The organism is Qipengyuania sp. SM2507, assembly GCF_053714505.1.
The window spans coordinates 2,806,367-2,830,671 of record NZ_CM132307.1; the positions used below are offsets into that span (position 1 = coordinate 2,806,367).

General features: G+C 65.7%; 23 protein-coding genes and 1 tRNA gene. 15 read left to right on the forward strand and 9 right to left on the reverse strand.

Annotated elements, in window-relative coordinates; translation table 11 throughout:
- The first annotated feature begins 18 nt into the window (after positions 1–18).
- A complete protein-coding gene (locus tag ACWIKC_RS13625) occupies positions 19–327 on the forward strand; it encodes a GNAT family N-acetyltransferase (protein WP_454597983.1) in 309 nt (102 codons plus the stop codon).
- On the opposite strand, the gene ACWIKC_RS13630 is transcribed toward ACWIKC_RS13625, so the two are convergent.
- From ACWIKC_RS13630 to ACWIKC_RS13645, 4 genes are all read right to left on the reverse strand, one after another.
- A complete protein-coding gene (locus ACWIKC_RS13630) occupies positions 324–1,871 on the reverse strand; it encodes a PH domain-containing protein (protein ID WP_454597984.1) in 1,548 nt (515 codons plus the stop codon). The two genes, ACWIKC_RS13625 and ACWIKC_RS13630, sit on opposite strands and share 4 nt — an antisense overlap.
- On the reverse strand, positions 1,868–2,335 hold the full coding sequence (locus ACWIKC_RS13635; protein ID WP_454597985.1) for a PH domain-containing protein: 468 nt from the start codon (positions 2,333–2,335) through the stop codon (positions 1,868–1,870). The genes ACWIKC_RS13630 and ACWIKC_RS13635 overlap by 4 nt, the downstream gene beginning before the upstream one ends.
- Positions 2,336–2,368: 33 nt before the next feature.
- The gene (locus tag ACWIKC_RS13640; protein ID WP_454597986.1) at positions 2,369–3,538 is read right to left on the reverse strand and encodes an acyl-CoA dehydrogenase family protein; all 1,170 of its coding nucleotides are present in this window, start codon (positions 3,536–3,538) and stop codon (positions 2,369–2,371) included.
- A 104-nt stretch (positions 3,539–3,642) separates the two neighbouring features.
- Positions 3,643–3,717, reverse strand: a tRNA-Thr gene (locus tag ACWIKC_RS13645).
- Positions 3,718–3,830: 113 nt separating this feature from the next.
- Here ACWIKC_RS13645 and ACWIKC_RS13650 point away from each other — a divergent pair.
- From ACWIKC_RS13650 to ACWIKC_RS13690, 9 genes are read left to right on the forward strand one after another with little or no spacing between them, the layout of a single operon-like run.
- On the forward strand, positions 3,831–3,971 hold the full coding sequence (locus tag ACWIKC_RS13650; RefSeq protein WP_454597987.1) for a hypothetical protein: 141 nt from the start codon (positions 3,831–3,833) through the stop codon (positions 3,969–3,971).
- 34 nt (positions 3,972–4,005) lie between these two features.
- Positions 4,006–4,695: a 2,3-diphosphoglycerate-dependent phosphoglycerate mutase gene (gpmA, locus tag ACWIKC_RS13655; RefSeq protein ID WP_454597988.1), complete on the forward strand. Its 690-nt coding sequence runs from the start codon at positions 4,006–4,008 to the stop codon at positions 4,693–4,695.
- Positions 4,696–4,697: 2 nt separating this feature from the next.
- Positions 4,698–5,186 carry a 5-(carboxyamino)imidazole ribonucleotide mutase gene (gene purE / locus ACWIKC_RS13660; protein WP_454597989.1) on the forward strand — a complete coding sequence of 163 codons (489 nt, stop codon included), beginning with the start codon at positions 4,698–4,700 and terminating at the stop codon, positions 5,184–5,186.
- Positions 5,186–6,271, forward strand: coding sequence for a 5-(carboxyamino)imidazole ribonucleotide synthase (locus tag ACWIKC_RS13665; protein WP_454597990.1), 1,086 nt, complete (start codon positions 5,186–5,188; stop codon positions 6,269–6,271). The genes purE and ACWIKC_RS13665 overlap by 1 nt, the downstream gene beginning before the upstream one ends.
- On the forward strand, positions 6,268–6,765 hold the full coding sequence (locus tag ACWIKC_RS13670) for a dihydrofolate reductase (RefSeq protein WP_454597991.1): 498 nt from the start codon (positions 6,268–6,270) through the stop codon (positions 6,763–6,765). Before ACWIKC_RS13665 ends, ACWIKC_RS13670 begins: the two co-directional genes overlap by 4 nt.
- Positions 6,762–7,688: a bifunctional riboflavin kinase/FAD synthetase gene (locus ACWIKC_RS13675; protein WP_454597992.1), complete on the forward strand. Its 927-nt coding sequence runs from the start codon at positions 6,762–6,764 to the stop codon at positions 7,686–7,688. Before ACWIKC_RS13670 ends, ACWIKC_RS13675 begins: the two co-directional genes overlap by 4 nt.
- 56 nt (positions 7,689–7,744) lie before the next feature.
- Positions 7,745–10,735: an isoleucine--tRNA ligase gene (gene ileS / locus ACWIKC_RS13680; protein ID WP_454597993.1), complete on the forward strand. Its 2,991-nt coding sequence runs from the start codon at positions 7,745–7,747 to the stop codon at positions 10,733–10,735.
- Positions 10,732–11,271 (forward strand): signal peptidase II, encoded by a 540-nt coding sequence (lspA, locus tag ACWIKC_RS13685; RefSeq protein ID WP_454597994.1) that lies wholly within the window; start codon positions 10,732–10,734, stop codon positions 11,269–11,271. The genes ileS and lspA overlap by 4 nt, the downstream gene beginning before the upstream one ends.
- A complete protein-coding gene (locus ACWIKC_RS13690; RefSeq protein ID WP_454597995.1) occupies positions 11,268–11,678 on the forward strand; it encodes a DUF3035 domain-containing protein in 411 nt (136 codons plus the stop codon). Before lspA ends, ACWIKC_RS13690 begins: the two co-directional genes overlap by 4 nt.
- A gap of 27 nt (positions 11,679–11,705) precedes the next feature.
- Here ACWIKC_RS13690 and ACWIKC_RS13695 read toward each other — a convergent pair whose 3' ends face one another.
- Positions 11,706–13,034 (reverse strand): hemolysin family protein, encoded by a 1,329-nt coding sequence (locus ACWIKC_RS13695; RefSeq protein WP_454597996.1) that lies wholly within the window; start codon positions 13,032–13,034, stop codon positions 11,706–11,708.
- Between the two features lie 194 nt (positions 13,035–13,228).
- On the opposite strand from ACWIKC_RS13695, the gene ACWIKC_RS13700 reads away from it, so the two are divergent.
- Complete coding sequence (locus ACWIKC_RS13700; RefSeq protein ID WP_454597997.1) at positions 13,229–13,933, forward strand: OmpA family protein; 705 nt, start codon at positions 13,229–13,231, stop codon at positions 13,931–13,933.
- A 92-nt stretch (positions 13,934–14,025) separates the two neighbouring features.
- Here ACWIKC_RS13700 and ACWIKC_RS13705 read toward each other — a convergent pair whose 3' ends face one another.
- Complete coding sequence (locus tag ACWIKC_RS13705) at positions 14,026–14,403, reverse strand: hypothetical protein (RefSeq protein ID WP_454597998.1); 378 nt, start codon at positions 14,401–14,403, stop codon at positions 14,026–14,028.
- Positions 14,400–15,200, reverse strand: coding sequence for a 3'(2'),5'-bisphosphate nucleotidase CysQ (locus tag ACWIKC_RS13710; protein WP_454599506.1), 801 nt, complete (start codon positions 15,198–15,200; stop codon positions 14,400–14,402). The genes ACWIKC_RS13705 and ACWIKC_RS13710 overlap by 4 nt, the downstream gene beginning before the upstream one ends.
- 115 nt (positions 15,201–15,315) lie before the next feature.
- Here ACWIKC_RS13710 and sucC point away from each other — a divergent pair, with 115 nt between their 5' ends.
- The 4 genes from sucC (at position 15,316) to ACWIKC_RS13730 (ending at position 19,514) form a co-directional block, all read left to right on the forward strand.
- Entirely contained in the window at positions 15,316–16,530 is a 1,215-nt protein-coding gene (gene sucC, locus ACWIKC_RS13715; RefSeq protein WP_454597999.1) for an ADP-forming succinate--CoA ligase subunit beta, read from the forward strand.
- 221 nt (positions 16,531–16,751) lie between these two features.
- Entirely contained in the window at positions 16,752–17,498 is a 747-nt protein-coding gene (locus tag ACWIKC_RS13720) for an electron transfer flavoprotein subunit beta/FixA family protein (RefSeq protein WP_454598000.1), read from the forward strand.
- 124 nt (positions 17,499–17,622) lie between these two features.
- Positions 17,623–18,552, forward strand: coding sequence for an electron transfer flavoprotein subunit alpha/FixB family protein (locus tag ACWIKC_RS13725; RefSeq protein WP_454598001.1), 930 nt, complete (start codon positions 17,623–17,625; stop codon positions 18,550–18,552).
- Between the two features lie 278 nt (positions 18,553–18,830).
- Positions 18,831–19,514 carry an energy transducer TonB gene (locus ACWIKC_RS13730; protein WP_454598002.1) on the forward strand — a complete coding sequence of 228 codons (684 nt, stop codon included), beginning with the start codon at positions 18,831–18,833 and terminating at the stop codon, positions 19,512–19,514.
- A gap of 19 nt (positions 19,515–19,533) precedes the next feature.
- Here the strand turns inward: ACWIKC_RS13730 and ACWIKC_RS13735 are convergent, their stop codons facing one another.
- Together ACWIKC_RS13735 and ACWIKC_RS13740 are read right to left on the reverse strand one after the other, a co-directional pair.
- Positions 19,534–20,769, reverse strand: a complete 1,236-nt coding sequence (locus ACWIKC_RS13735) for a DUF445 domain-containing protein (protein WP_454598003.1) — start codon at positions 20,767–20,769, stop codon at positions 19,534–19,536.
- A 55-nt stretch (positions 20,770–20,824) separates the two neighbouring features.
- Complete coding sequence (locus ACWIKC_RS13740) at positions 20,825–24,304, reverse strand: efflux RND transporter permease subunit (RefSeq protein WP_454598004.1); 3,480 nt, start codon at positions 24,302–24,304, stop codon at positions 20,825–20,827.
- Position 24,305: the final 1 nt, after the last annotated feature.

Here is a 24,305-nt window from a genome sequence, read left to right on the forward strand (position 1 = left end):
CGAAAGGATCCGCCCCCGATGGCCGAGACAGATTTGACGATCGAACGACACGAGAACGCCAGCAACGGCGGCGAGAGCGGCGAGTATCTCGCCCGCATCCCGGGCAGCGACGCCACCGGCAAGCTCACCTGGGTGAAGCGCGGCGATGCGCGGGTGGCAGAGCACACGCTGGTCCCCGGCGCCTTGCGCGGGCAGGGCATCGCGGCGGAGCTGGTGAAAGCTCTGGTCGCCGATGCCCGCGAGCGGGTCTTCAGGATAGTGCCCGCCTGCTCCTATGTCGCGGCGAAGTTCGACGAGAACCCGGACTGGAGCGATCTGCGCGCCTAGACCAGCTCGCTGAAGTCGCGGCCCGCGATCGATTCGAGCACCGCGGCGCGCAATTCGCGCGCGCGGTCGAGCGAAATCCCGGAAATGGCGAACTTGCCCCCGGCGAGCCCGAGGCTCAGCGTCGCATAGCCGCGGCGGCGGGCGATCGGGCCCTGGCTGATCTCGACGGACTGCAGCTTCACCCGCGAGGCGATCGCCACTTTGGGCGCGAGCCAGTTGCGGCGCAGAAACAGCTGGGTCGTGTCGAAGCCGTTGGCGGCAAAGCGCCAGTTGGCGAATTCCATTGCCGCGATGACGGCAAAGCCGACCATCGGCAGCAAGGCCAGATGGCCCTGCCCCGCTATTGCCAGGCCCGCCGCCAGTGGAAACATGACCAGTCCCGCGAGTATCACCTGATCGGTGCGGTACTGGGTGGCCGCCCTTCGCCAGTCGAGCTCCTCGCCCGGCAGATGAAACCCCGTCACTGCGACGATGGGCGCGATCTCATCGGCCTGCGCGAAGGGGGCGACGCTGTGGTTGGCCGAGCCGCTGTCCTGCGCGAGACTGACCACCTTGAGCTCGAGCCAGCCGAACCAGCGGCGCACCAGGCCCGTCCCCATCCGCAAGGCCTGCACCCGGTGGATCGGCATCACCACATCGGTGCGCGTCAGCAGGCCGCGGCGGCGCCGGAGACCCTTCTCGGTCCGCTCGAGCCTGAAGTCCCATTCGCGCAAAGCGGTCCGAACCAGACCGGTGGCAAAACCGATCGCAACGAACGTCGCCACCGCGATAATCCCGCCGGCGAGCTGCGCGGCGAAGCCCAGCCCCGCCAGCCAGCGGCCCGGACCCGCCAGCCGGTCCTGCCAGGCGTCGAAATCCCACAGGTCGAACGGGAGCAGGAAATCGAACTGCTGCGCGGCACCGGCCAACACCGCGACCACCGCGAGCGAGAATTCGAACAGCCCGAAAGTCGCCACTCGGCGCGGCCCCATCGCGAACAGCGGGGGCGGCGCTTCGGCGGAGACGGAAGCTTCGGCTGATTCGGGGGCGAGGACCGCGCCATCCTTCTGGCTGCGGACAACCTCGCGCAGACGCTCACCCTCGGCCTCGGTGAGATAGGAGAGCTTGAGCTCGTCCTTGCCCCCCGCCCCGGTTTCAAAGCGCACCTCGACCAGCCCGAACAGGCGCGGAAGCAGTTTCTGCTCGAGGCTGACATCCTGGATCCGCTCATAGGGCACCGAACGCGCAGCACGCGAGATCACGCCGCTCTCGACGCGGATGTCGCTGGCGCCGATGCGGTAGGTAAAGCGGTACCAGTGCAGATAGGCCAGCGCCGTGCTGACGGCGAGGATGGCGAGCACGGCGGGGATGGCGAACAGCAGCCGGGTCGGTTCGCCATCGAGAACCGCATAGGCACCGAAGGCCAGCGGGAGCGCCACCTGCCCGAGCGAAGCGACTGCGCCGACGATGAAGCTTTTGGGGTCGGTGCGCTGAGCCTCGCCGGGGTGTTCGGCGGCGAGTTCTTCCTGCGGACCCACTTCAGGCAGAGACCGCTCGCCCGTCACAGCGTGTCGCGCCGGATCGCTGCGCGGATCGCGTCGCGCATCGCCAGCGCATCGGCGTGCTTGAGACCGGGAAGGTGGACCGAAGCGTTGTGGCTCCCCGCGGTGTGCACCGTCAGCGTGGCGATATCGTAGGCGCGCTCGAGCGGGCCCTGGTCGACATCGATATGCTGCACCCGCCCGAACGGCACCACCGTGTCCGAATGGAACAGCAGCCCCTTGACCACCCGCAGCCGCTCGTCGGCCATGACATAGCCGCGCGCCTGCCAGCGCCGTTGAGGCAGGCGGAAGAAGATGATCGCAGCGAGCAGCACGTACGGGATCGCGACGACACCGTGCCAGCCCGGAATCGCCACTTCCGCAACAACGGTCGGGACCAGCAAAATCGCCAGCCAGATCGCGGTCACGATCCGCATCACCGACCTATAGGCGGGGTCCAGCTGCGTTAGCGGGTCGTTATCATCCATTGGCGTCCTATCTAGGCAATACACTAAGCCAAATCAACGCCGTTGGTCGAACCGTCTGCCGATCATCGCGGCGGTGATATTGGTCTTCTGGACATCGATCGCGCCGCCCGCGATTCCCCAAGCGAAGCCGTCGCGCAGCCTCTGCTCCATGCCGTATTCCTTGTGATAGCCATAGCCGCCCATGACCTGCATCCCCTGCGCGGTGACCTCGCGGACGATCTCGTTGGCATAGCATTTGGCGACGCTGCTCTCGTAGACCGAGGGCAGACCGTTGGCCTGCTCGGCGGAATTGACCACTGCGCGGTAGATCAGCAGTCGCGCCGCCTCGACCCGCATCGCCATTTCGGCGAGCTTCAATTGCACGCCCTGGAAATCGACGATCGGCTTGCCGAATGCCTTGCGCTCCTGGGTGTATTCGATCGCCTGATCGAGCGCAGCCTGCGCAAGACCCAGGCTCTGCGTCGCATTGCCGCAGCGCTCCAGCCCGAAGGCCTGCATCAGCTGGCCGAACCCGCCCGCGCCGATCACCAGATTGTCCTTGGGCACTGTCACATTATCGAACAGGATGTCGCGCGTCTCGATCCCGCGAAAGCCCATCAGCTCTTCGCGCGCGCCGAAGGACACGCCCGCCATCTCCTTGTCGACCAGCAGCGCGCCGATGCCCTTCGCCGCCGGTTCGTCCGACAGCCGGCAATAGGTGACATAATAGCGCGCATGGCCCGCGCCGCTGGTCCACCGCTTGGTGCCGTTGAGCAGGTAATGATCGCCCCGGTCGCTGGCATGCGTGGTCAGTTCGGTCAGCGCGGTCCCGGCATCTGGCTCGGACATCGACACCGCCACCGTCGCCTCGCCCGCTGTGACCTCCGGGATAATTCGCTGCTTGAGTTCTTCGGAACCGAATCGCTCAAGCGTGCGCACCGGTCCGACCAGCGCTTCGAACACCGGGAAGGCGACCGCGTTGGAGATCATCGCGAATTGTTCGAGCACAAGGATCGCCTCGAAATGCCCCAGCCCCAATCCGCCATATTGCTCGGGAAGATTGACCCCCAGAAAACCCATCTCGCCGTAGCGGCGGACCATTTCGGCGGGGACGGAGAAATCCTTCTCCTCCATCTCGCGCGCCAGCTCGGGCAGTTCGTTCTGCGCGAATTTGCGCGCGCTGTCCTGAAGCTCGCGCTGCTGTTCGGTAAGCTGGAAATGCATGCCGGTGTCGTCCCCTCAGATACGGGCGGACAGGTGGCGCAGCGCGCCGCTTTGTGCAAGCGCCTCCGCGCTCGCACTTATTTCGACCGACGTCGGGTGGAAAATGGTGCTGCTGGGGAGGATTGAACTCCCGACCTCGTCATTACCAATGACGCGCTCTACCACTGAGCTACAGCAGCACGGACCCTGCCCCCAAAGAGGGGGTTGAGGAGGCGCGCGCTATTGTCAGAGCCGGACCCAATGTCAAGCGAATGCTTGAGCTTGGCGCGCTTCGCGGCCACAGACACGCACCATGGCGAACACCGATCCGAAACCGACCCGCGAGGAACGGCTGGCCGCGCAATTGCGCGCGAACCTGCGCCGCCGCAAGGCGCAGGCACGCCAGCAAAACGATTCGGACGCGGCGCTTCCAAAACCCGATCCGGGCGGCTAACGAAACGCGCTCCTAGGATTTGCCCGGAGCATCCATGCCCAAACTCATTCTCGTGCGCCATGGCCAGAGCGAATGGAACCTCGCCAACCGCTTCACCGGCTGGTGGGACGTCGAACTGACCCAAAAGGGCGTCGAGGAGGCTCTCGCCGCAGGCCACCTGCTCGCCGAGCACGGCCTGCTGCCGACCACTTCCTTCACCTCCTTCCAGACCCGCGCGATCAAGACGCTCAATCTGGCGCTCGAGGCCTGCGACCGGCTGTGGATCCCGGTGACCAAGGACTGGCGGCTCAACGAGCGGCATTACGGCGGGCTGACCGGGCTCGACAAGCAGGAAACCCGCGACAAATATGGCGACGAGCAGGTCCATATCTGGCGCCGCAGCTTCGATGTACCCCCGCCCGAAATGGAGCCGGGCAGCGAATTCGATCTCGCCGACGATCCGCGCTATGCCGGGGTGCCGGTGCCCCGCGCCGAAAGCCTCAAGCTCACCATCGAACGCGTGTTGCCCTATTGGGAAAGCGCAATCCTGCCGGTGCTCTCGAGCGGCGAGACGGTGCTGATCTCGGCGCATGGCAATTCGCTGCGCGCGCTGGTGAAGCATCTCTCGGGCATCTCCGACGAGGAGATCACCGGGCTGGAGATCCCCACCGGCCAGCCGATCGTCTATGAGTTCGGCGACAATTTGCGCCCCTCGGGCGACCGCTACTACCTCAAGGACGCGTGACCATGGCGCAGGGTGCAAAAGTGGCGATCGTCATGGGCAGCCAGTCCGACTGGCCGACGATGAAGAACTGCGCCGCGGTTCTGGAGGCACTCGCGGTCGCGACCGATGTGCGCATAGTCTCGGCGCATCGTACCCCCGACCGGATGTACGAATTCGCGCGGCAGGCCGAGGGTGAAGGCATCAGCGTCATCATCGCCGGGGCGGGCGGCGCGGCGCATCTGCCGGGCATGATCGCGGCGCTGACGCATCTGCCGGTGCTGGGCGTGCCGGTGCAGTCGCGCGCGCTGAGTGGGCAGGACAGCCTGCTCTCGATCGTCCAGATGCCTGCCGGCGTGCCGGTCGGGACGCTGGCGATCGGCGAGGCCGGGGCGACCAACGCCGGCCTGCTCGCCGCGAGCATATTGGCGGGCTCCGACGCGGCGTTGACCGAGCGGCTCAAGGCCTGGCGGCAGGCGCGCAGCGATGCGGTGGCGGAGCGGCCGGAGGACTGATGCTGAAACCGGGCAGCACGATCGGCATCCTCGGCGGGGGACAATTGGGCCGCATGCTGGCGATGGAAGCCGCGCGGCTGGGCTATCGCTGCGTCGGCTATGCGCCCGAGGGCGACAATGTCGCCGCCGAGGTCTGCGCCGATTTCTTCGTCGCCCGATGGGACGACACCGCCGCGCTCGCCGCTTTCGCCGCGCAATGCGATGTGATCACCTATGAATTCGAGAACGTGCCGCTGAGCGTATTCGACACGCTGCCGGTCGCGCCGGTGTTCCCGCCGCGCAAGGCGCTCGAAGTGGCGCAGGACCGGCTGGCGGAAAAGCGCTTCGTCGAAGGGCTCGGCGGGTGCCCGGCACTCTATGCCGCGGTCGATTCGCGCGCCGATCTGGTCGAGGCGATCGACCGCATCGGCGCGCCCGGCATCCTCAAGACCCGGCGCGAAGGTTATGACGGCAAGGGCCAGTGGCGGATCGCATCGGCGCATGATGCCGATTCGGTGCAATTGTCCGACGGCCCGGCGATCTACGAAGGCTTCGTCGACTTCGCGGCGGAGTTTTCGGTGATCCTGGTGCGGGGGCAGGATGGCGATATCCGGTTCTGGGAGTCGGCCCGCAATGTCCATCACGACGGGATTCTCGCCACTTCCTCGCTGCCGGCGGGGGAGGCGATTGCGGCGCAAACTGATGAAACACATACCCTGGCAAAGCTTGTGGCGGATGCGCTGGATTATGTCGGGGTGCTGACGCTGGAGTTTTTTGCGACCGAAAAAGGTCCTGTTTTCAACGAGATGGCCCCGCGAGTGCACAATTCGGGGCACTGGACGCTCGAGGGTGCGGTCACCAGCCAGTTCGCCAACCACATGCGCGCGGTGGCGGGGCTGCCGCTGGGCGATACCGCGACGGTCGCACAGACGGTGACGATGACCAATCTCATCGGCAAGGGTGCGGCCAGCGCGCAGGCGCTGCTGAGCGAGCCCGACACGCATCTGCATCTCTACGGCAAGAAACAGGCGCGCAGCGGTCGCAAGATGGGGCACGTCACGAAGCTGACCCGCGCCAAGAATCCGACCCACCAGACCCCATCGTGACCCAGCACATCTTCCTGGTCTACGCCCGCGCCGCCAATGGCGCGATCGGGCACGAGGGGCGGCTGCCCTGGCACCTCCCCGCCGACCTGGCGCATTTCAAGGCGCTCACGATGGGCTGCCCGATGATCATGGGGCGCAAGACCTTCGAGAGCCTGCCCGGGCTGCTGCCGGGGCGGCGCCATATCGTGCTGACAAGGCGCGAGCGCTGGGACAGCGAGGGCGCGCAAGTGGCCCGCTCGGTCGAGGAGGCGCTCGCCACCGCGGGCGAAGGCGCAATCGCGGTGATCGGCGGCGCGGCGATCTTCGACAGTTTCATGGACCGCGCGACCCGCGCCGAAGTCACCGAAATCCAAGCCGATTTTGCCGGCGACGTGTTCATGCCCGAGCTCGGCGCAGCCTGGGAAGTCGCGGCGCGCGAAGACCATCCGGCGACGGGCGAGCGCCCCGCCTATTCCTTCGTCACCTATCGCAAGCTGCCGGAGGACGAAGCATGAGATGGCTCGACCACCGCGAGCCGGTGCCTTCCTCCTTGCGCGGTGCGATCATCGCGCTGGGCAATTTCGACGGGTTTCACCTCGGTCACCAACAGGTCGCGGGCGAGGCGATCGAATGGGCGCGCGCGCAAGGGCGCCCGGCGATCATCGCCACTTTCGACCCCCATCCGGTGCGCTTCTTCCGTCCCGAGGTGCCGCCGTTCCGGCTGACCACGCTCGAACAGCGGCAGGAACTCTATCTCGCCGCGGGCGCGACCGCGATGCTGGTGTTCCATTTCGACGGCGCGCTGGCGGGCACTCCGGCCGAGGACTTCATCGCCGATATCCTGATCGAGCGGCTGGGCGCGCATGGCGTGGTGACCGGCGAGGATTTCAAATACGGTCAGGGCGCGAAGGGCGATGTCGCGCTGCTGCGCGGCTTCGGGGCCAAGCGCGGTCTCGAGACGCGCACGGTGGGCGCGGTCATGGATGGCGGGCAGCCGATTTCCTCCAGCCGGGTGCGCAATGCGCTCAAGGACGGCGATCCACAGGAGGCGGCGCGGCTGCTCACCCGCCCGTTCGCGATCCGCGGCGTGGTCGAGCATGGCGACAAGCGCGGCCGCACCATCGGCTATCCCACCGCCAATCTCGCGATCGAAAGCTATCTGCGCCCGCGCTACGGCATCTACGCGGTCACCGGGCGGATCCTCGCCACCGGCGAGCTGCTGAAGGGCGCGGCCAATGTCGGTATCCGCCCGCAATTCGATCCGCCCAAGGAATTGCTCGAGCCCTATTTCTTCGATTTCGCGGGCGATCTCTACGGGCAGGAGATCGAGGTGGGGTTCCACCATTTCCTGCGCCCCGAGGCGAAATTCGATTCGCTGGACGAACTGATCGCGCAGATGGAGCGCGATTGCGACACGGCGCGCGAATTGCTGGCATGAGCGTTTCGCGCGAAACCCTTCCCTAGAGGCGCGGTTTCCTTTAGCGGCCCAGCCCTATGGCTGAGACCCGCGATTACCGAGATACCGTCTTCCTGCCGAAGACCGAATTCCCCATGAAGGCCGGGCTGCCGCAGAAGGAGCCGGGCATTCTGGCGCGCTGGCAGCGCGATGCGCTCTACGAGGAGCTGCGCGCTGCGCGCGAAGGCCGCGAAAAGTTCATCCTCCACGATGGCCCGCCCTACGCCAATGGCGACATTCATGTGGGCCACGCGCTCAACCATGTGCTCAAGGACACGGTCTGCCGCACCCAGACGCTGCTGGGCAAGGATGCGCCCTACGTTCCGGGCTGGGATTGCCACGGCCTGCCGATCGAGTGGAAGGTCGAGGAGCAGTATCGCAAGAAGAAGCTCAACAAGGACGAGGTCCCCGCGGCCGAATTCCGCGCCGAATGCCGCGCCTATGCGCAAGGGTGGGTCGACACCCAGCGCGAGCAATTGAAGCGGCTGGGCTGTCTGGGCGATTGGGACAATCCCTATCTGACGATGGATTTCGCAGCCGAGGCGACGATCGTCGGCGAGCTGATGAAATTCGCGGAAGGCGGCAATCTCTATCGCGGGTCGAAACCGGTGATGTGGAGTCCGGTCGAAAAGACCGCGCTGGCCGAGGCCGAAGTCGAATACGAGAACATCGTCTCGACGCAGATCGATGTGGCGTTCGAGATTGTCGAGTCGCCGATCAAGGAGCTGCGCGGCGCATACGCGGTGATCTGGACGACAACGCCATGGACGATTCCGGTGAACCAGGCTTTGGCGTATGGAGCGGAAGTTGAGTATGTCCTAGCCGAACCGATGGTCGGCGGCTCTTCCGTCGGTGAACAGAACCTCGAACTTGCTATCAGTTCCCATCCGTTGCGGGAGTTCGTGGGTAAGCGCTTTCTGGTCGCGCGTCCGCTTCTGAAGCAAGTCGAAGAGCGAATAGAGGCAGCCCTTGGAAAGACTGCTGATGGCGGCCAGTTCAAAGTTGGCCTTGAAGAGCGCAAGGTATTTAAAGGCTCCGACCTCGCCGGAACCGTCGCGCGCCACCCGATGCACCATCTCGGAGGTTTCTACGCCAAACCCCGTCCCTTCCTGCCGGGCGATTTCGTCACCACCGACAGCGGCACCGGGCTGGTCCACATGTCGCCCGACCACGGCGAGGACGATTTCGCGCTGTGCAAATCGGTAGGGCTCGAGCCGGTGTTCGCGGTGATGGACGACGGGCGCTATCGCGACGACTGGCCGTGGCTGGGCGCCGACGACCTCGACGGTGAAGGCAAGGAGCGCCGCCGTGCGGTGATCAACAAGCCCTTCAACGCGCCCGACGGACCGATCTGTTCCGACCTGCGCGACGCGGGCGCGCTGCTGGCGGCCTCGGAGGATTACGCGCACTCCTACCCGCACTCATGGCGCTCCAAGGCCAAGGTCATCTACCGTTGCACCCCGCAATGGTTCGTGCCGATGGACGAGCCGCTCGACACCGGCGATTTCGATGTCGCGGTGCCTTCGGGCTTCGGCGCGGCGGTGGCGATGTTCACCTCGAAGGACCACTCCACCTTGCGCGAAATCGCGCTGCGCGAGATCGAGCGGGTGGATTTCATCCCCGAAAAGGGCCGCAACCGGATCCGCTCGATGGTCGAGGGGCGGCCCGACTGGGTGCTGTCGCGCCAGCGCGCCTGGGGCGTGCCGATCACGCTCTTCGTGAAGAAGGGCGGCAATGATTATTTGCGCGATCCCGCAGTCAACGAACGCATCGTCGCCGCCATCCGCGAACACGGCGTCGACGGCTGGAACGAGATAGCGAAAGCCGATCTGCTCGGTCCCGACTACGCGCCGGACGACTACGAGATGGTCACCGACATTCTCGATGTCTGGTTCGATTCAGGCTGTACCCATGTCTTCACGCTGGAGAGCGGGCGCTGGCCGGCGCTGCAATGGCCCGCCGATCTCTATCTCGAAGGCTCGGACCAGCATCGCGGCTGGTTCCAGTCCTCGCTGATGGAAAGCTGTGCCACCCGCGGCCGCGCGCCCTACAACCAGGTGCTGACCCACGGCTTCACGATGGACAGCCAGGGCAAGAAGATGTCCAAGAGCCTGGGCAACACCATCGATCCGCTCAAGGTGATGGAGCAATACGGCGCGGACATCATCCGGCTGTGGGCGCTGAGCGTCGACTACACCGAGGACCATCGCATCGGCGACGAGATCCTCAAGGGCGTGGCCGACCAGTATCGCAAGCTCAGGAACACCTTCCGCTACCTGCTCGGCGCGCTCGACGGTTTCGTCGGCGATATGGGCGATGCGGGTGAGGTTCCCGAGCTGGAGCGCTATGTGCTCGCCCTCCTCGCCGAGCTCGACGGCAAGCTGCGCGCCGCCGCGCTGGCCTATGATTTCAACGCCTACACCCGCCTGCTGGTCGATTTCTGCAACGAGGATCTCTCGGCCTTCTATTTCGATATCCGCAAGGACTGCCTCTATTGCGACGGCGAGGACAGCACCCGCCGCAACGCCTATCGCACCGTGCTCGACCTCTTGTTCCACGCGCTGGTGCGCTACGCCGCGCCGGTGTTGGTCTTCACCGCCGAGGAGGTTTGGCAGACGCGCTATCCTGCGGCACCCGGCGAGGCTGGCGGCAGCGTCCACCTGCTCGAATGGCCGGTCGTGCCCGGGGTCGAAGCGGACCAGAGCCGCTGGGAGGCGCTGCGGTCCTTGCGCGAGGACGTGATGGAGGCGATCGAGCCGCTGCGGCGCGAGAAGGTGATCCGCTCGGGGCTCGAGGCCGATGTCGTGGTGCCCGCCTCGCGCGTGCCCGCGGGCTTCGACGAGGCCTCTCTGGCCGAACTGTTCATCACCGCGTCAGTGAGTTTCGGCGATAGCGACGAAGTGACAGTGACCCGGACATCGGAGAACAAATGCGGTCGCTGCTGGCGGCTGCTCCCCAGCGTGGCCGAGGATGGCGCGCTGTGCGATCGCTGCACCGATGTGGTGGCTCACATGGACGGTGCGGCATGACCCGGACGCTGCGCAATCGCCTGATCGGCTGCTTTATCGCGCTGGGCATCTTCGCGGTCGACCAATGGACCAAATGGCTGGTGACCGACCGGCTCGGCATCGACCGGGTCGGCGATGCGATGGAGCTGCTGCCGTTCTTCGACCTTCGTTTTACCCGCAATTTCGGCGTCTCGCTGGGCATGTTCGAGGCGACCAGCCCCGAGGCGCGCTGGGCGCTGGTCGGGGTCACCGGGCTGATCGCGCTGGTGGTGACGGTGTGGATGCTGCGCGAAAAGCTGCTCGGCGAGATTTTCGGGCTGGCGCTGATCCTCGGCGGGGCGTTGGGCAATATCCGCGATCGCTACGACCTGGGCTATGTGGTCGATTTCGCCGATCTGCATTTCGGCGAGTTCCGGCCCTTCCTGATCTTCAACGTCGCCGATGCGGCGATCACGATCGGCGTGGTGATTATCCTTGCCCGCGCCTTTCTCATACGCGACAATGTCGACGACCTGATGGATGAAACGGCGCCTTCCGCCGCGGAGAAGACTTCATGACCAAGCATCATACCCTCGCCCTGCTCGCCCTTTCGGCGACCATGCTGTCCGCATGCGGCGGCGGCGGCTTCCTCAATCGCGAGCGGCCCGACGAATTCGCCGTCCAGCGCCAGGCGCCGCTGGTGGTGCCGCCCGACTTCAACCTCGTACCGCCCGCCCCGGGCGCGCCGCGTCCCGCGGAAGGCACCACGTCGCAGCAGGCGCTCGAGGCGCTGTTCGGCGGACCCGCAGCGCGCAGTGCGGTCGAGACCAGCGCGCTCGACCGCGCCGGCGCCGCGGCTCCGGGCATCCGCTCCTCGGTGGGCGATCCCGAGACCAACACCGTCGCCAAGGGCCGCGTCACCCGCGACATCATCGCCGCGCCCGAAGGCGATGGCGCCGGCGCGCAGGCGGTGATCCCCGGCTAGCGCTCCCGGCGGGGCCCGGCCAAGCGGCTAGGCCTCGCCGAAATCGTCCTGCGCGGGCTCGGCGCCTTCGCGCGACACCAGCAGCTTGTCGATCCGGCGGCCGTCCATGTCGACGACCTCGAAGCGCCAGCCCTGTTCGCTGAAATACTCGCCCTCCTCGGGCAGCTTGCGCAGCACCGCGAGGACGAAGCCCGCGGCGGTCGCGAATTCGCGGTCCTCGTCGTATTCCAGCCCGAGCCGGTCGCCCAGCGCATCCGCCGAGAGCGAGCCCGAGACCAGCAGCGAGCCATCCTCGCGCTCCACCACCCCGGGTGCATCGCCATGCTCCTGGTCGCTGACGAAATCGCCCACCAGCGCGGTCAGCACATCGACGGGCGTGACGATGCCGTCGAGATGGCCGTATTCGTCGTGGACCATCGCCATCGCGACATCGGCCTGCTGCAGCACGCGCAGCGCATCGACCGCGTCGAGCTGGTCGGGGACGACCTCGGCCTTCAGCATCATGCTGCGCAAGTCGACCGGCCGCCCCGCGACCATATGCGCGAGAACATCGCGCACCTTGATCAGCCCCACCACCCTGTCGGGCGAGCCTTCCGCAACGGGCAGGCAGGAGTGCGAGCTCGCCTCGATCGTGGCGCGGATCTGGTCGGTATCGGCATCGGCGTCGATCCAGTCGAGCTGGTTGCGCGGGGTCATCACCTCGCGCACCGGCCGGTCCGCCAGCCGGACCACGCCCTGCAGCATCTGGTGCTGGGCGTGCTCGATCACACCCGAGCGGGTCGCATCGGCGAACAGCATGTGCAGTTCCTCCGCGGTCACCGCGCCTTGCCCCGAGGGACGCACGCCGAGCAGCCGGATCAGCACCGCCGACGAGGCATCGAGCACCCACACCACCGGCGCGGCGACGCGCGAGAGCAGCGCCATCGGCCCCGCCATCACGATCGCGATCGGCACCGCCAGCCGCAGCGCCACCTGCTTGGGCACGAGCTCGCCGATGACGAGGCTGAAATAGGTCGTCAGCGCGATAACCAGCACGAAACCGGCCTGCTCGGACCATTCCAGCGGCAGACCCAGCGCCGCCAGCCGCTCGCCCACCGGCCCGCCGAGGCTGGCCCCGGAATAGGCACCGGCGATGATGCCGATCAGCGTGATCCCGATCTGCACGGTCGAAAGGAACTTGCCGGGGTCCGAAGCAAGCCGCAGCGCGGTGCTCGCCCCCTTGGTACCCTTCTGCGCGGCGCCGCGCAGCTTGGCGGTACGCGCGGAAACGATCGCCAGCTCGGACATCGCAAAGACGCCGTTGAGCACGATGAGCCCCGCGATGATGAGGAGGTCGGTCCAGGGAAAAGGAGTCACGAGGCGAGCGCTAGCACAATTGCGCTCCAACGCCAGCCTTCGCGCCATCATTGGAACATCGCGGAACGCCTATGGCCTTCACGGGTTTAGGGAGCAGGCGCGGGGTGGGCGCGCTTCACTACTATCCCAATGCCGGGGTCGAGACAGTCTCCAATGGTCGAGACGCGACGCCGCTGAAGAAGGACTGAGTTTCCATGAAAAATTCCAAAATTCTCGTCGCCACGCTGGCATCCGTATCGCTGCTCGGCGTCTCGGCCTGTGTGACCGACCCCAATACCGGCGAACAGAAAATCTCGCGCACCGTCCTGGGTGCCGGCGGCGGCGGCCTGCTGGGCGGTCTGCTCGGCGGCGTGATCGGCGGCAAGACCGGACGCATCATCGGCGCCGTCGGCGGCGCGGCAGCGGGCGGCTATGTCGGCTACCGCATGGACCAGCAGATCAAGGAGCTCGAGGAAGCGACCGCGGGCACCGGGGTCGATGTGACCCAGGTCGATGGCGGCGAGGCGATCCTCGTCAACCTGCCCGACGGCGTCACCTTCCAGACCGGCAGCTACACGATCAACCAGACCTTCCGGAACACGCTCGACCGCGTCGCGCAGAGCATGGTGCAATATCCCAACAGCCTGATCGACGTGTACGGCTACACCGATTCGACCGGTTCGGATTCCTTCAACCAGAACCTGTCGCGCCAGCGCGCCGAAGCGGTGGCCAGCTATCTGACCAGCCGCGGCGTCGCCGCCTCGCGTATCCGCTCGCAGGGCTTTGGTGAGGATCCGCGCTATTTCGTCGGCGACAACGCGACCGTTCAGGGTCGCGCGCTCAACCGCAGGGTCGAAATCAAGATTATCCCCTTCGACGAGCAGGACGTGCGCGAGGCGCAGGCCGCGCAAGGAATGTAATCCCGCTCCGGGCTTCCGGACTGAAAATTGGAAGGGGCCGGTCGCGAGATCGGCCCTTTTCTTTGGCCATGGCGAATATGCAAACTGCCTCTCTAAAGGGGCAGGCAACTAGGTGTTGGACGCGACGTGAACACCACGCCTTGCGTCCGCTTTCTCTCATCATCCTCGCGCCAGCTATCCAGAAGCGACTGCCTCGCTTGCTCGCAGGCTTCTAGCCCCGGATATCGAAAGACCTCCCCTCCCTGAAATGAGGTTCCGACGAGTTGGTGGGTCATGCGCTGTTCTGGCAGCGTAGCCGGTGCGGCACGCTCTGGTTCAGGAGCAGTTTGAATTTCCGCAGGCCGTACAGCCTCTTGTTCCAACTGGGTGATTCGATCCCGGATGTTCTCAATTTCTGCTCTAGTCACGGCTTCGTCCGGCTGGCCGCACGCGACCAGCGCGACTGCTGTGGCCGAGATTGCAATTCTCATTCCGGTTTCTCCAACTCTCGCTTCCTGATCGTTGCAACCCGCCCCGCCATCCGCTCCACCGCCGCGGTGTGAATGCCGGGAGCCGAGGCGATCACCCCGAAGGCGCGCGGATCGCGCTTGTTGTAACCCAGCGTCCGCCCGTAGGCATCGCTGGTAGATGCGCCCGCTTCGCGCGCGATCAGCGCCGCGGCGCCGATATCCCATTCGAAGCCCCAGCGCAGCGTCGCCACCAGATCCGCCTCGTCCGCCGCGACCATGGCGATCCGCAGCGCGATCGAATTGGGCTTGTCGACGAGCGCCAGATCGCGATCCGCCTTGGGCAGCGAATCGGCCGGGACCCGCGCGCCCGAAAATTCGCTCCGGGTCGAGGCGCGCAGCGCGACGCCGTTGCGCGCCGCTCCGGCACCGGCCACCGCGCTCCAGCTTTCGCCTCGCGCCGGCGCGGCGAGAATGCCGATCAGCGGCCGCCCGGCGCTCACCAGCGCCACCGAGACGCACCAGCCCGAGCGCCCGCGGATGAAATCGCGCGTCCCGTCGACCGGGTCGACCAGCCAGATCAGCGAATTGGCGAGCCGCGCTGGGTCGTCCACCGTCTCCTCGGACAGCCACCCCGCCGAGGGCAGCAGCGCGCCCAGCTCGCGCTTGAGGAAGGTATCGACCGCGATATCCGCCTCGCATACCGGAGCACCGGGTTCCTTCTCCCAGCTGGCCACGGCGTGGCCCGCGCCCGGCCACAAATCATGGGCGATGCGGCCCGCTTCGCGGACGATGGATTCGAGGCGCTGGCTGTCGATCATGAAGCAGCGGCGCAGTTGCACCCGAAGGCGGCACTTTTCAAGCGTGCCCAGACATGCTTATGCGGCACGAAACTTCCACCCCCCATTCGCGGCGCGACAAGGACATTCCCCCAAAATGAACATCCATGAATATCAGGCCAAGGAACTTCTCGCCAAGCACGGCATCGCCATCCCCGTCGGACACGCGGCGATGAATGTCGAGGAAGCGGTCGCGGCGGCGAAGAAACTCCCCGGACCGCTCTATGTGGTCAAGGCTCAGATCCATGCCGGCGGACGCGGCAAGGGCAAATTCACCGAACTGCCCGCCGACGCCAAGGGCGGCGTGCGGCTCGCGCACAGCATCGAAGACGTCGAGAAGGACGCGCGCGAGATGCTCGGCAACACGCTGGTCACGATCCAGACCGGCGACGAGGGCAAGCAGGTCAACCGCCTCTACGTCACCGACGGCGTCGATATCGCATCCGAATACTACCTCTCCATGGTCGTCGATCGCGCCAGCGGCCAGGTCGCGATGATCGTGTCGACCGAAGGCGGGATGGACATCGAGGATGTCGCGCACAACACGCCCGACAAGATCGCGACCATCACCATCGACCCCGCGCAGGGCTTCATGCCGCATCACGGCCGCGCGGTCGCTTTCGCGCTCGAGCTCTCCGGCGAACTCAACAAGCAGGCGCAGAAGCTCGCCAAGCAGCTCTACACCGCCTTCATTGAACTCGATTGCGAGATGGTCGAGATCAACCCGCTGGTCGAGACCAAGCCAGATTCTTCGGGGACGGCCAATCTGCTGGTGCTCGACACCAAGATGAGCTTCGATTCCAACGCGCTCTATCGCCACCCCGATATCCAGGCGCTGCGCGACGAGAGCGAGGAAGATCCCGCCGAGGTCGAGGCCAGCGAATATGATCTCGCCTATATCAAGCTGGACGGCACCATCGGCTGCATGGTCAACGGCGCGGGCCTCGCGATGGCGACGATGGACATCATCAAGCTGAACGGCGCCTTCCCCGCCAACTTCCTCGATGTCGGCGGCGGCGCCACCACCGAGAAGGTGACCGCGGCGTTCAAGATCATCCTCAAGGATCCGGCGGTCGAAGGCATCCTCGTCAACATCTTCGGCGGGATCATGAAGTGCGACGTGATCGCCAACGGTATCGTCCAGGCGGCCAAGGACGTGAACCTCTCGGTTCCGCTGGTGGTCCGGCTGGAAGGCACCAATGTCGCTGCGGGCAAGGAAATCCTCGAGAATTCGGGCCTGCCGATCGTCAGCGCCAACGACCTCGGCGATGCCGCGCGCAAGATCGTCGCGGAAGTAAAGAAGGCCGCCTGAACGGGCGGATTGGCTACCTTTGGCGAGCGCTTTCCCGGTGATTCGGGCCCGGCGCTCGCCAAACGCTCAACGCCTGCCATCAGGTTGACGTTACGGTAAAGCGGCACTCCCGCCCGGGGGCTTGACCTTGGCCTCTCGGAACGCAATGTCCCGCCCACGCATTCGTTAGGAAAGCGGCCCATTCGCGCCGTTTTGCAGCTTTTAGAAAAGGACTTTCGCGCATGAAAATCCTCGTCCCCGTCAAGCGGGTCATCGATTACAACGTCAAGCCGCGGGTCAAGGCCGACGGCTCGGGCGTCGACCTCGCCAACGTCAAGATGAGCATGAACCCCTTCGACGAAATCGCAGTCGAGGAAGCCATCCGGATCAAGGAAGCCGGCAAGGCCGAGGAGATCGTCGTGGTCTCGATAGGCCCCGCCAAGGCGCAGGAAACGCTGCGCACCGCGCTCGCCATGGGCGCCGACCGCGCGATCCTCGTCGAGACCGACGATCTGGTCGAGCCGCTCGCGGTCGCCAAGATCCTGAAAGCCATCGTCGAGGAAGAACAGCCCGGGCTGGTCATGCTCGGCAAGCAGGCGATCGACGACGACAGCAACCAGACCGGCCAGATGCTGGCCGCGCTGCTGGGTCGTCCGCAGGGCACTTTCGCCAACACCGTCGAGGTCGATGGCGATTCGGTGACGGTAAAGCGCGAGGTCGATGGCGGCCTGCAGACGGTGAAGCTCACCCTGCCCGCGATCGTCACGACCGATCTGCGCCTCAACGAGCCGCGCTACGCTTCGCTGCCCAACATCATGAAGGCCAAGAAGAAGCCGCTCGAGAACAAGACCCCCGCCGATTACGGGGTCGAGACCGCGCCGCGGCTGACGACCACCAACGTCTCCGAGCCGCCCGTGCGGCAGGCCGGCGAGAAGGTCGCCGATGTCGATGCGCTGGTCGCCAAGATCAAGGCGCTGGGCTTCGCCTGACACAATGCCCGCCACCCGCCGGTGCTGAGCTTGTCGAGGCACCGGCCCTCGCGGCACGCCGCGGGTCCGATACGCCAAGGCCCTTCGACGCACCGAGGGCGAACGCAAACAAGGGTTTGAAACGATGAACACTCTGGTTCTGGTCGAACACGACAATGACAGCGTCGCCGACGCCACGCTCGCGGTGGTCACCGCCGCCGGCAAGCTGGGCGATGTGACCGCGCTGGTCGCCGGCTCCAATTGCGCCGGCGCCGCCGATGCCGCGGCGAAGATCGCCGGGGTGGGCAAGGTGCTGAAAGCCGACGACCCCGCCTATGCCAACCAGCTCGCCGAAAACGTCGCGCCGCTGGTCGCCAAGCTGATGGACGGCTACGACGCGCTGGTCGCGCCCGCCACCACCACCGGCAAGAACATCGCCCCGCGCGTCGCGGCGCTGCTCGACGTGATGCAGATCTCGGACATCCTCTCGGTCGAGGGCGAGAAGAGCTTCACCCGCCCGATCTATGCCGGCAATGCCATCGCGACGGTCGAATCCTCCGATCCCAAGCTGGTTATCACCGTGCGCGGCACCGCCTTCGACAAGGCCGAAGCGGAAGGCGGATCGGCCAGCGTCGAGGACGTGACCGGTGCCGGCGATGCGGGCATTTCCAGCTTCGTCAGCGAGGAAATCGCCGCCAGCGAGCGCCCCGAGCTGACCAGCGCCAAGGTTATCGTCTCGGGCGGCCGCGCGCTCAAGGATGCGGCCACCTTCGAGGAAGTGATCATGCCGCTCGCCGACAAGCTCGGCGCGGGCGTCGGCGCCAGCCGCGCGGCGGTCGATGCGGGCTATGTCCCCAACGATTACCAGGTTGGCCAGACCGGCAAGATCGTCGCCCCGGAAGTCTATATCGCAATCGGCATCTCGGGAGCGATCCAGCACCTTGCGGGCATGAAGGATTCCAAGACCATCATCGCCATCAACAAGGACGAGGACGCGCCGATCTTCCAGGTCGCCGATGTCGGCCTGGTGGCGGACCTGTTCAAGGCGGTGCCGGAGCTGACCGAGAAGCTCTGACCGGCGCGAAATTCGCGCTTGGATAATGCGACCCTCCTGCGGTAATTCTTGCTGCAGGAGGGTCGCCCATGGTTCGTTCAAAGATCTGTTTCGCCGCAGCCGCTGCGGTCGTTTCCCAAGCAGCATATGCGGCGGATCTGCCCGTCGTACTCGCTCCCACGTCGAACTGGCATGTCGACTACGCAAAGCAAAGCTGCCGCCTCGCGCGCACTTTTGGCGACGCCGAGAATCGCTCGGTAGTGTTCTTGACCCAGCACGGTCCGAGCGGCTCCTTCGAGATGACGCTGGCGGGCGAGCCGCTGGAGCGATTTTCTTCGAGCCGCGACGTGATCACGCAGTTCGGTCCAGCCGGCGGGGAGCAGGGAATCAGACCGTTCAAGGGCGATGTGGACGGCTTCGGCCCGGCCCTGATCTATTCAGGCGTCAACCTCGAGGAAAAGCCGGACGAGGACGAGGACGTGGATGACGCTCAAGCCTCCGAAATCCGAACCAGCCTTCCGGCAATCAACGTCGAACGGGCGCAGGGGATGGAATACATCGAGATCGGCCAGCGCAACCGCGGTGTCCGCTTCGCCACGGGCCCGCTCGACAAGCCGTTCGCGGCACTCAATGCCTGTTCGCAGGATCTGCTATCGGCGTGGGGGCTGGACGTCGACCAACACCGCTCGCTGACGCGGATGGTCGATTGGACAAACAGCAGGGAAATCACCTCGCGGATCACGCGGGACTATCCGATGAAGGCGCTGCGAAGGGGCGAACAGGGCATCGTCCGGGCGTTACTTCTGGTCAACGAGAAGGGCGCGGTGGAGCAATGCACGCTGGCCAATGCCACCAATTCCGAGGCGCTCCCTGCGCCCGCGTGCCGAGCCTTGAAGGACGCGGTTTTCGAACCAGCTCTGGATAGCCAGGGCCAGCCGATGCGTTCGTTCTATATCACCAGAATCGTCTACAAGATGGGCTGACCCCCCGCACCGGCTTGGCTCAAAACGTCCCGCTCAGGAAATGCAGCGTCAGCCCCACCAGCCCGCCTACCAGCGTGCCGTTGATGCGGATGAACTGCAGGTCGCGGCCGACCGCGTTTTCGACCCGGCCGGTGATCGTGCTGGCATCCCAGCCGCGCACGGTTTCGGACACCAGCCGGACGATCTGCGCGCCGTAGCGCGAGGTCAAGCCCACCGCGGTGCGGCGGGCGAAGCGATTGACCTGCTGCTGGAGCCGCGGATCTTCGCGCAGCGCGGCGCCCATTTCGGCGAGGCTGTCGGTGATCCGCCCGGGCATCTCGCCGGACCCGCCGCGGACCATCTCGATCAACCGGTGGCGCAGCCGCTCCCACACCCCCTGCCACCAGGTGGCGATGGCGGGATTGTCGAGCATCTCGTGCTTCATCCGCTCGACCTTCGCCTGAAGTTCTGGATCCTCGCGCAAGCCCTTCGCGAGGTCGGCCAGCCCGTCCTCGATCTTGGCGCGCAAGGGATGCTCGGGATCGATCAGCACCTCGGCGAGCATGCGGTAGAGCCCGTCGAGCACCGAATTGGCGAGTCGCTCGTCGAGCCCGGTGAATCGCAGCAGCGCATTGGCGCGCTGGTTGATCATCGCGCGGACCATGTCCTCATTGTCCTCGAGCACCAGCCCCGCCCAGCGGATGATGCTGTCGATCAGCGGGCGGTGGCGCCCGTCGGCGATCATCGCCTCGAGCATCTGGCCCAATAGCGGCGCGACCGCGATCCGGTCGAGTCCGGTCTTGAGCGCGCTGCGCACCTGCCCGCCCAACCGGTCGGGATCGAGCGATTCGAGCACTTCGACGAACAGGTCGCCCGCGCCCGCGCGGATCCGCGAACTGCCCTGCTCGGAGGGTTCGGTCAGATAGCGACCGACCGCCTGCGCCAGGTTCATCGCCCGCATCCGCCGCGCTACCACCGCAGGGGTGAGGAAATTCTCGCGCAGGAACTGCGCCATGGTGTCGGCGATGCGATCCTTGTTCTCGGGGATGATCGCGGTGTGCGGGATCGGCAGGCCGAGCGGACGGCGGAACAGCGCGGTGACCGCGAACCAGTCGGCAAGGCCACCCACCATTGCCGCCTCGGCGAAGGCGTGAACATAGCCCCATGCGGGATGCAGATCGAGATAGCGGCCCGAGAAGATGAAGACCGCGGCCATGACCACCAGCAGGCCGGTCGCGGTCCAGCGCATCCGACGCACCCGGTCCTGCGTCAGCATGTCGCCCGAGACGACCCGCGGCAGGGGGCTGGTCAGCCAGCCGCCGCGGGATTTGTCACTCGGCAGGAGCGACCTCCCCCGTGCGCGGATCGATGTCCTCGTCGCCGGGGCGATAGGTCAGGAACTTGTTGCGCATCCACGGGCCGAGCCGCCGCTCCACCCCGTCGGCGAGGCTGAAGCCCGCCGGCACGATCAGCAGCGTGAGCACGGTCGAGAGGATCAGCCCGCCGATTACCATGGTTCCCATTGGCGCGCGAAAGGCGCCATCGCCCGAGCCGAGCACGCCCGACAGCGAAACGGGGACCATGCCCGCGGTCATCGCCACCGTGGTCATCACGATCGGCTGCGCGCGCTTGTGGCCGGCATCCATGATGGCTTCGAATTTCTCCTTGCCGGCATCCATCGCCTCGATCGCGAAATCGATCAGCAGGATCGAGTTTTTCGACACGATCCCCAAGAGCAGCAGGACGCCGATATAGACGGGCATCGATTGCGGCTGGCCGATGATCCAGACCAGGAAGATACCGCCCAGCGGGGCGAGCAGCAGCGAAGTCATGTTGACCAGCGGGCTCATCAGCCGCTTGTAGAGCAGCACCAGCACCGCGAAGACCAGCAGGAAGCCCGCGAGGATCGCGATGGTCAGGCTGTTGAGCATCTCGGCCTGCCATTCGTCCTCGCCCACCACGTCGCGCGCGACACCCACGGGCAGGTTCTGCAGCACGGGGAGCTTGTCGATCTCGGCCTGCGCCTCGCCCTTGACCACGCCTTGCGCCAGATCGGCGCCGACCAGCACCCGGCGGTTCTGGTTGTAGCGCTGGATCGTCGTCGGACCCGAGCCGAAGCTGATCTCGGCGACGCGCGACAGCGGGACGGTCTCGCCGCTGCGGGTCTGGACCGGCAGGTTCTCGATCGTGACCAGATTTTCGCGCGAGAGTTCGGGCAACTTGACCCGGATCGGGATCTGGCGGTCGGAAAGCGAGAATTTCGCCGCGTTCTGCTCGATCTCGCCCATCGTCGCGATCCGGATCGTGCGGCTGAGCTCGGCGGTGGTGACGCCCAGTTCGGCTGCAAGATCGGCGCGCGGTTCGATGATCAGTTCGGGCCGGTTGACGTCGGCGCTGATGCGCGGGGCGACCAGCATGTCGATCCCCTTCATCTGCTCGACCAGCGTCGCCGCGGTTCGTTCGAGCAGTTCGGGGTTGGAACCCGCGAGCATGATCGTCATGTCGCGCCCGCTGCCGAAGCCGCCCGATTGCGAGGCGAAGCGCACCCGCGCATCGGCGATTTGCGACAGCGCGGGCGCGAGGCTGCGCTCGAACTCGATCGAGGTCCGCTCGCGGTCTTCCTTGAGGGTGATATAGAGCGTCGCCTGGCCCTCGCGGACGCGCTCGAGCGCCAGTTCCACCTCGGGCTGCTGGTAGAGCAGCGCCGCGACCTTGTCGGTAACGCGCTCGGTCGTCTCGAGCGTGGTGCCCGGCACCATTTCGATCTCGATGCGCGAGTTTTCGCTGTCGGTGGTCGGCTGGAACTGGGCCGGCACGTTCATGAACAGCAGCACGGTCAGCAGCAGGGCGAAATAGCCGATTCCCACCATCCAGATACGGTGGTCGAGGAATCGTGCCGAGAGGTAGCGCCAACTGTCGGCGATCCGTCCGCCCAATAAAGAGGACAAAGATTTGCCGAGCAGCAGCACGAGCAGGATTGCGCCAAAACCGACCGCAAGGGCGATCGCAAATTCGAGGATGGCGAAAAACTTCTCGACCAGGAAAAAGACGGCGCCGGGATTGTTTGCTTCCGCGCCGGGCGCCGCCGCGCCGGCCATGACAGCGGGTACATCGAAACCCGAGATAAACGTGTAGACGAAAAAGACGCTGGCTGCCGAAGTGGCGATCATGGCCAGCACTGTCAGCAACAGGCTGAGCGCATAAAACAAGCGATGGTGCGGCGGCTCGACCGATTCGCGCTTGGCGAACATCTTGCCGCGATTGAGCGTCCATTCGAGGACCCGCATATAGCGGTCCATCCACTTCCCCTCGCCATGCTCGGCGTGACCATGGGCCTTGAGGAAATAGGCCGCCAGCATCGGGGTGATCATCCGCGCCACCGCGAGCGACATCAGCACCGCGATCACCACGGTGATGCCGAAATTCTTGAAGAACTGGCCCGGAATGCCTGGCATCAGCCCGACCGGCAGGAACACCGCGACGATGCAGAAGCTGGTCGCGACCACCGGCAGGCCGATCTCGTCGGCGGCATCGATCGAGGCCTGATAGGCGGTCTTGCCCATCCGCATGTGTCGCACGATGTTCTCGATCTCGACGATGGCATCGTCGACCAGCACGCCCGCAACCAGCCCCAATGCGAGCAGAGAAAGCTGGTTGAGGTTGAAGCCGAGCAGATCCATGAACCAGAAGGTCGGAATCGCCGAAAGCGGTATCGCGACCGCGGAAATGGCGGTGGCGCGCCAGTCGCGCAGGAAGAAGAACACCACCACGACCGCCAGGATCGCGCCCTCGATCATCGCCGCCATCGAGCTTTCGTATTGCTCGAGCGTGTATTTGACGGTGTTGAACAGTGGCACGAAGGTGACGCCGGGGTTCTCCGCCTCGATCGCGGCGATTTCTTCCACCGCGAGGTCGAAAGTGGTCACGTCGGACGCGCCCTTGGCGCGCGACATCGCGAAATTGACGACTTCCTTGTCGCGCACCTTGCTGATCGAGGTGCGTTCCGAATAGCCGTCGCGCACGGTGGCGACATCGGACAGTTTGATGGTGGTGCCATTGCCCAGCTGGATCTGGCGCTGGCCCAGTTCGAAGGCGGTCTCGCTGCTGCCCAGCACGCGGACCGACTGGCGCGTGCCGCCGACCTCGGTCATCCCGCCCGCGGCATCGATATTGGTCGAGCGCAAGGTGTTGTTGATCTGGCTGGCGGTGACGCCATAGGCCTGCATCCGGTCGAGATCGAGAATCACCTCGATCTCGCGATCGACCCCGGCAAAGCGGTTGACCTCGGCCATCCCCTCGACGCCGAGCAGCCGCTTGGCGACGACATCGTCGATGAACCAGCTGAGCTGCTCGATCGTCATGTCGTCTGCTTCGACCGCGTAGATCGCGAGGAAGCCGCCGGCTATTTCCTGCTTGGAGACGCGCGGCTCGAGAATCCCGTCGGGCAGACTGCCGCGGATGGTGTCGACCGCGTTCTTGACCTCGACGGTGGCGTCGTTGGGATCGATGCCGATCTCGAATTCGATGAAGGTGTTGGAATTGCCTTCGCTGGCGGTCGAATTGATCGTTTTCACGCCATTGATTGAACGGACCGCCGATTCAACCAGCTGGGTGATCTGGTTCTCGATCTCGGTCGGCGCGGCGCCGGGCTGCGAGATCGAGACGCTGACCGCGGGAAATTCGATGTCGGGGTTGTTGACGACATCCATCTGCGCGAAGGCGAGCAGGCCGGCGAACAGCAGCGCGGTGAAGGCGACGAGCGGAATGACCGGATTGCGGATCGACCAGGCGGAGATGTTCTGGAAGTTCATC

Coding starts and splice junctions, on each gene's coding strand:
- ACWIKC_RS13650 (WP_454597987.1), top strand. CDS start 3,831: ATGGCGAACACCGATCCGAAACCGACCCGCGAGGAACGGCTGGCCGCG.
- gpmA (WP_454597988.1), top strand. CDS start 4,006: ATGCCCAAACTCATTCTCGTGCGCCATGGCCAGAGCGAATGGAACCTC.
- ileS (WP_454597993.1), top strand. CDS start 7,745: ATGGCTGAGACCCGCGATTACCGAGATACCGTCTTCCTGCCGAAGACC.
- ACWIKC_RS13705 (WP_454597998.1), bottom strand. CDS start 14,403: ATGAGAATTGCAATCTCGGCCACAGCAGTCGCGCTGGTCGCGTGCGGC.
- ACWIKC_RS13690 (WP_454597995.1), top strand. CDS start 11,268: ATGACCAAGCATCATACCCTCGCCCTGCTCGCCCTTTCGGCGACCATG.
- sucC (WP_454597999.1), top strand. CDS start 15,316: ATGAACATCCATGAATATCAGGCCAAGGAACTTCTCGCCAAGCACGGC.
- ACWIKC_RS13625 (WP_454597983.1), top strand. CDS start 19: ATGGCCGAGACAGATTTGACGATCGAACGACACGAGAACGCCAGCAAC.
- ACWIKC_RS13665 (WP_454597990.1), top strand. CDS start 5,186: ATGCTGAAACCGGGCAGCACGATCGGCATCCTCGGCGGGGGACAATTG.
- ACWIKC_RS13735 (WP_454598003.1), bottom strand. CDS start 20,769: ATGCTGACGCAGGACCGGGTGCGTCGGATGCGCTGGACCGCGACCGGC.
- ACWIKC_RS13675 (WP_454597992.1), top strand. CDS start 6,762: ATGAGATGGCTCGACCACCGCGAGCCGGTGCCTTCCTCCTTGCGCGGT.
- ACWIKC_RS13740 (WP_454598004.1), bottom strand. CDS start 24,304: ATGAACTTCCAGAACATCTCCGCCTGGTCGATCCGCAATCCGGTCATT.
- ACWIKC_RS13640 (WP_454597986.1), bottom strand. CDS start 3,538: ATGCATTTCCAGCTTACCGAACAGCAGCGCGAGCTTCAGGACAGCGCG.
- ACWIKC_RS13720 (WP_454598000.1), top strand. CDS start 16,752: ATGAAAATCCTCGTCCCCGTCAAGCGGGTCATCGATTACAACGTCAAG.
- ACWIKC_RS13725 (WP_454598001.1), top strand. CDS start 17,623: ATGAACACTCTGGTTCTGGTCGAACACGACAATGACAGCGTCGCCGAC.
- lspA (WP_454597994.1), top strand. CDS start 10,732: ATGACCCGGACGCTGCGCAATCGCCTGATCGGCTGCTTTATCGCGCTG.
- ACWIKC_RS13700 (WP_454597997.1), top strand. CDS start 13,229: ATGAAAAATTCCAAAATTCTCGTCGCCACGCTGGCATCCGTATCGCTG.
- ACWIKC_RS13635 (WP_454597985.1), bottom strand. CDS start 2,335: ATGGATGATAACGACCCGCTAACGCAGCTGGACCCCGCCTATAGGTCG.
- ACWIKC_RS13730 (WP_454598002.1), top strand. CDS start 18,831: ATGACGCTGGCGGGCGAGCCGCTGGAGCGATTTTCTTCGAGCCGCGAC.
- ACWIKC_RS13710 (WP_454599506.1), bottom strand. CDS start 15,200: ATGATCGACAGCCAGCGCCTCGAATCCATCGTCCGCGAAGCGGGCCGC.
- purE (WP_454597989.1), top strand. CDS start 4,698: ATGGCGCAGGGTGCAAAAGTGGCGATCGTCATGGGCAGCCAGTCCGAC.